At 44.1% G+C, this 4,623-nt stretch carries 5 protein-coding genes; 4 read left to right on the plus strand and 1 reads right to left on the minus strand.

Annotated features, from left to right (window positions below):
• On the plus strand, nucleotides 1–1,251 hold a 1,251-nt coding region (locus F6K57_RS37325), incomplete at its 5' end, for an aminopeptidase P N-terminal domain-containing protein (protein ID WP_293073367.1).
• A 533-nt stretch (nucleotides 1,252–1,784) separates the two neighbouring features.
• Here the strand turns inward: F6K57_RS37325 and F6K57_RS37330 are convergent.
• Nucleotides 1,785–2,165 (minus strand): hypothetical protein, encoded by a 381-nt coding sequence (locus tag F6K57_RS37330; protein WP_293073370.1) that lies wholly within the window; start codon nucleotides 2,163–2,165, stop codon nucleotides 1,785–1,787.
• Between the two features lie 36 nt (nucleotides 2,166–2,201).
• Here F6K57_RS37330 and F6K57_RS37335 point away from each other — a divergent pair, with 36 nt between their 5' ends.
• From F6K57_RS37335 to F6K57_RS37345, 3 genes are all read left to right on the plus strand, one after another.
• Entirely contained in the window at nucleotides 2,202–2,351 is a 150-nt protein-coding gene (locus F6K57_RS37335) for a hypothetical protein (RefSeq protein WP_293073373.1), read from the plus strand.
• Nucleotides 2,352–2,451: 100 nt separating this feature from the next.
• A complete protein-coding gene (gene petE / locus F6K57_RS37340; protein ID WP_293041722.1) occupies nucleotides 2,452–3,027 on the plus strand; it encodes a plastocyanin in 576 nt (191 codons plus the stop codon).
• Nucleotides 3,028–3,415: 388 nt separating this feature from the next.
• Nucleotides 3,416–4,060 carry a c-type cytochrome gene (locus tag F6K57_RS37345; protein ID WP_293073376.1) on the plus strand — a complete coding sequence of 215 codons (645 nt, stop codon included), beginning with the start codon at nucleotides 3,416–3,418 and terminating at the stop codon, nucleotides 4,058–4,060.
• Nucleotides 4,061–4,623 lie beyond the last annotated feature (563 nt).

Raw genomic sequence — 4,623 nt, forward strand, 5'->3', positions numbered from 1 at the left:
ACCGCTATCTTTCGGAGCGCCCCGGTTGCCATTATGCATAATACTGTGGAATACAATTTCCGACAGGATAGCGATTTTTTTTACTTGACAGGTTTCAATGAACCAGAGGCCGTAGTTGTACTAGCGCCCCATCACGAAGAACACCGATTTGTCCTGTTTGTGCAACCGAAAGAACCAAAGAAAGAAGTATGGACAGGCTATCGGACAGGTGTCGAAGCAGCAAAAGAACTATTTGGTGCTGATGAGACCTATCCGATTACTGAGTTGGATGAGAAGTTACCTCAGTATTTAAAAAAGGCCGATCGAATTTATTACCACTTGGGACGGGATAAAGCTTTCAATGATACCATCCTGAAACACTGGCAAAGGTTGATGGCTCTTTATCCCAAGAACGGAACCGGACCGATGGCTCTCGAATCCACTAACTTAATTCTCTATGGGATGCGCCGGGTTAAGAGTACTAGGGAATTGAAGTTGATGCGTCAAGCTGTGGAAATCTCTGTGGATGCCCATAACCATGCTAGAGCATTTACTCAACCTGGACGTTATGAATATGAAGTGCAGGCAGAGCTAGAACATGATTTTCGGCGACGAGGTGCCATCGGACCGGCATATCCGAGCATAGTAGCATCTGGGGCTAATAGCTGCGTTCTACACTATACCGAGAACAATCGACAGATGCAAGATGGGGATTTACTACTGATTGATGCTGGTTGTTCTTATGGGTATTATAACGCTGATATTACTCGGACATTTCCAGTGGGTGGTAAGTTTACCCCAGAGCAGAAAATTCTGTATGAGTTGGTCTTGAAGGCACAGTTGAATGCGATCGCACAAGTTAAACCAGGGAATCCCTTTAATCAATTTCATGACACGGCTGTGAAAATCCTGGTGGAAGGGTTAATCGATTTGGGACTCCTGGCTGGTGATAGTGAGGAAATTATTAAAGAAGAGAAATATAAACATATATATATGCACCGCACTGGTCACTGGCTCGGGTTGGATGTCCATGACAGTGGAGGCTACAAACAGGGGGAAAACTGGCAGATTTTTCAGCCCGGTAATGTAGTAACAGTGGAACCAGGACTTTATATTGGTCCTGATATTGAGCCTGTGGAAGGTCAGCCAGCTATTGATCAGCGCTGGCGCGGGATTGGGATTCGGATTGAGGATGATGTGTTAGTGACTGAGTCAGGGAATGAAGTATTGACTGCTGGTGTACCGAAATCCTTAGAGGAGCTAGAGACTTAAGCTATTGTTCATTTACACCAAGATATCAGCCCGTGGGTGGTGCGTTGTAAAATTAAGAATGTAGAATTAAGAATTAAGAATTAAGAATTAAGAATTAAGAAGGTAGAATTAAGAAGGTAGAATTAAGAATTAAGAAGGTAGAATTATAGGTTATAAAGTTTAAATTATGTATGCTGACAGAAAACCTTCAACTTTAAATTGATAATTACCAATTCTAAATTGTAAATTCTAAATTGTAAATTCTAAATTCTAAATTCGTAAGCATTCAGCGGTCAGCGGTCAGCCGTAAGCTTTGTGGCACAGGCTTCTAACCTGTGACTTTCGTGACTATTAAACGAATGCTTACCTGTTTTATTCAAAAGCTGTTATTGTAGCGTGCCCTATCCCATAAGCTGATAGCTGATAGCTGATAACTGAATGCTGATAACTGAATGCTTACCTAAATTCTAAATTCTAAATTCTTAATTCTACATTCAAAACGTCTTTGCAGAATGGGTTAGTGGATCAAACTCAAATCGCTGGTCGTAGTTTGTTTACCCATAAATATTAAAGGTAATTGTTGGTTCATCTCCCATTGCTTCCACACTATGGATCCCATCAGAGGTAAAACTAATAATATCTCCAGGGAATAGGATTTTTTCCCCAACTTGTTCGATGCGATCGCAAAAATCTGGGTCATCAGTACGCCGCCAAAAGGTGTTTTTTTCCTGGCCACTGATCACCGCTACTACTCCCCATGTACCATGGTTGTGAATCGGAGAAACTCCCACAACCAATACTGCTCCTGGTGAGAGTACTACAGAGCAAGGCAATCCTTGTGCTGGGAAAAAAAATCCTTGTGCAAGTAAATCCAATCCTTGTGCAAGTAAATCCAATCCTTGTGCCGGTAAATAAGGTGTCTTAATGATGTCCACCTATAATCTCCCGCACCTAAGATGCTGTGATCATCGGTGGAGCGAGCCCCTATTGCTGCTGGTGTGATGGCAGCTTGGGATGTCCCTGGGCATACTACCTGGGGATACTACCTGGGCATAGTAGCAGATTACTTAATTGCTGCCTCGCGCTATGTCTGTGCCAGCAGCCCTTGCCTTGACCTGTAGGGCTTCTATAGGATCTGATCATAATAAGTTTGACAGGTTGTAATGTATATGACACCTTGTCATATAATTGAACCATTGACAGTCATGGTTCAATTTTTTTATGAAAAACATCCCATTGAAAAAGCTACTATCACTCCTAGTGGTAACCGTCTGTATCTTAACCTTTACCTATGGTTGCGGCGGCCCAACTACAGCAACTGTTCCTCCAGAAACCACACCTGCCCCAGCTGCTGAAGTTGCCCCAGAGCCGGAATCCCCAGCGGAACCCACAGAGGTGGCTGAAGAAGAACCCGCCCCAGCGGAACCCACAGAGGTGGCTGAAGAAGAACCCACCCCAGCGGAACCCACTGAGGTCCCTGTAGCATCTGAGCCTGCTGCTGCAGCTGATGCAGGAACCTACACTGTGAAAATGGGTACAGACAATGGGCAACTAAAATTTGAACCAAGTACTCTTACCATCAAAGTGGGTGACACCGTCAAGTGGGTGATGAACAACATTGGTCCTCATAATGTTGTTTTTGATGACGCCGAATCTCTGACTCATAAAAAGATGTTGATGGCTAAGGGTTCTTCCTATACATCTACGTTTGATGAGGTCGGTGAATACTCCTACTACTGTGCCCCCCACCGTGGTGCTGGCATGGGAGGCACAATCATTGTTGAAGCTGGATCATAGTAGCGCTAGGACTAGGGCTGTTGATCAAGACTTCGAGGAATGTGAAAACCACACAGCTTGTGCTGTGTGGCTCCAACGGGCGTAACCTATAGACGATCCAGAAACATCCGTCGGAAAATTAGTAGTTAGTAGTTTTTGCTACTAACTATCACAAGATTGACTATTCTAAGACTTAAGCGATCGCAAATCGTGGTAGTTTAGTGAACTTAAATCAAGACTTACCTAGCAACTATAACCCTAGGGTATGACTTAAGGGCGCACGGTGTGCGCCCTTACTGCGTTTCAAGTCAGGAAGAAATCAAGAAGTTTGACAGCTTGTCTTTTGACGGAAAGAAATACATGATCTGACAATCCTGTATGGACTAGCGAACTTGTTTTTTTTAATCTCATGAGACAAATTGCATTGAAAAAGCTACTATCACTCTTAGTGGTAACGGTCTGTGTGTTGACCTTTACCTATGGTTGCGGTAGCGCAACTACAGCTACTGTTCCTCCAGAAACCACACCTGCCCCAACTGCTGCAGTTGAAACAGTGGAATCCCCAGCGGAACCCACCGAAGTAGCAGAGGAAGAAACTACTCCTGCTGAACCAGAAGCAGTAGCAGAGGAAGAAACTACTCCTGCTGAGCCAGAAGTAGTAGCAGAGGAAGAAACTACTCCCGCTGAACCAGAAGAAGTAGCTGTAGCACCTGAGCCTGCTGCTGAGCCAGAAGCAGTAGCAGAGGAAGAAACTACTCCTGCTGAACCTGTCGAAGTAGCTGTAGCCGTAGATGACGCAGCCCTAAAGAAATCAGCACAAGTCTTCTCAGCCAACTGTGCCGCTTGTCATGCAGGTGGAAAGAATTTAATCAATACCCAAAAAACTCTGAAAAAGGATGCCCTTGAGAAGTATGGCATGTATTCTAAGGACAAGATCGTTTACCAGATCACCAATGGTAAACCCCCCATGCCAGCCTTCAAAGGTAAGCTAAAAGAGGAGCAGATTGCAGCGCTTGCTGATTATGTGCTGTATCAAGCTGACAATGGTTGGTAATAGCTTGATTCAATTGGGTTTATAAACGATTTGTGAAAATCAATCGTAAGCATTCAGCTATCAGCTATCAGCTATCAGCCGTCAGCTATCAGTGATCAGTTATCAGCTCTCAGTGATCAGCTATCAGCTATCAGCTATCAGCTAAAGGCTGACGGCTGACGGCTGACGGCTGAATTCTTACTCACAACCTATTTATCATTCCTAGATCAGTATTAGTGGTTAGTAGTTAGTTGTTGGTGTTATTTTCATTACCAACTAGCTACTGACCACTAATTATTTTTTATAGCGCTGTGCTATAGCTTAGGACTTACGCATTTGCCCCCTAAATCCCCCAATTCTGGGGGACTTTAACTCAATTTCCCCCCAAAATTGGGGGGCTAGGGCGTGTTTTCAAAGTTTTCCGCAAGATTATGATCCCCCCCAGCCCCCCTTAAAAAAGCTATCCATTAGGCAAAAGTAGTCGAAACGGTGATAGAGACTAGGATTTAGGCAAGGATTGGGAGAGGAGTGGTGAGAGCCATTATTAGACGAATAGGGGTTTCCCAAGACTGCGATCACAAAAT

The organism is Moorena sp. SIO4A5 (assembly GCF_010672005.1).
Taxonomy (GTDB): Bacteria; Cyanobacteriota; Cyanobacteriia; order Cyanobacteriales; family Coleofasciculaceae; genus Moorena.